The following is a 1,192-nucleotide window of genomic DNA, read 5'->3' on the forward strand; positions in this document are numbered from 1 at the left end:
GTCACGCACGCGGCTCATGCCGACCGCCACATCGCTTTGCCGCCCACATTGCCTGCAGGTACCGGACAGATGCGTCAGCCCGGCATGGGCGGCGCTGGCGCGCTGTTCGCACACCGAAACACATTGATGGCCGCAATAGCCGCAGGGACGGCGCCCGCTGTACCTGACCTGCCCCACCCATGTGCCTTCGGCGCTATCCAGCGACAGGCTGCAGCCAGCGCAACGGAAGCGCGCCGTCCAGCGGTAGGGCTGCCACTGCGCCAACACCCAGCCTGCCGTTCCACAGCGATGGCAACGCACCGCGATCCGGTCGGCATAGGCCGCCAGGTGCCGGCCATCGTCGAAATGACGGCCGGGCACCGCCTGCGTGCGGCCCTGGCTTCCCGGGGGGCGGCGCAATGCCATGTCAGACGTAGATCCGCGTGCTCCCCTGCGGCGCGTCATCGATGATGGCGTGGGGCAGGAAACGGGCGCTGTCGCGGGTGATGCGGCTGTTGTCCTCGCGCACGCCGATGCCACAGGCGCGATCACCTACCACCCAACTGCCGACCAGCGGATAGTTGCCCTCGAACATGGGCAGTGCGTGGAACGCCTGGCGGATGTTCGGCCCCGCGTACGGGCCCTCGCTCTCCTGCCAACTGCCGTCGCTCATATGCATGGCCACGTTCGCACCCTCGCGCGAATGCAGCGGCTTGCGCACCCAGCCGGCCGGCAGGGCACTGCCATCGTCGAAGTACGATTCCAGCAGGTTGGGATGGCCGCGATGGCGTTCCCACAACAGCGGCAGGATGCCCTTGTTGCTCAACACCGCCTTCCACGCCGGTTCCAGCAGCTGCACGCCGGAACGGGGCAATGCCGCACCGAACTCCTCCTGCATCAGGTCTTCGAGCGGGTACAGCTTGAACAGGCTGCCGATCACCACGTCGTCCAGGTCGGTGAAGCGGCCGTCGACCGACAGGCCGATGTCCTCGATGGCGATGGCCGCGCCATGCAGGCCGGCCTGCGCCGCGCAGTCGCGCAGGTAGGCCACCGTGCCCTGGTCTTCCTCGGACTCACGCACCGCGCTGAAGTACAGCGGCGGCGGCAGGCGCGCCGACAGTTCGGCAAAGCGCTCCACCAGCGTCTCGTGGAGGGAGTTGAACTGGTCGGCCTGCTGCGGCAGGACGCCACGGTTGCGCTGGTCTTCCAGCCA

At 68.2% G+C, this 1,192-nt stretch carries 1 protein-coding gene and 1 pseudogene; both read right to left on the bottom strand.

Annotation, left to right across the window (positions count from 1 at the left end; all coding sequences use genetic code 11):
• Positions 1–405, bottom strand: a pseudogene (locus VA603_RS00100) (hypothetical protein); the annotation flags it as partial.
• Between the two features lies 1 nt (position 406).
• A partial coding sequence (locus VA603_RS00105) for a glutathionylspermidine synthase family protein (RefSeq protein ID WP_323437586.1) occupies positions 407–1,192 on the bottom strand: 786 nt, incomplete at its 5' end.

Origin of the sequence: Stenotrophomonas capsici (assembly GCF_034961085.1) — a bacterium.
GTDB classification, from domain to species: domain Bacteria; phylum Pseudomonadota; class Gammaproteobacteria; order Xanthomonadales; family Xanthomonadaceae; genus Stenotrophomonas; species Stenotrophomonas capsici.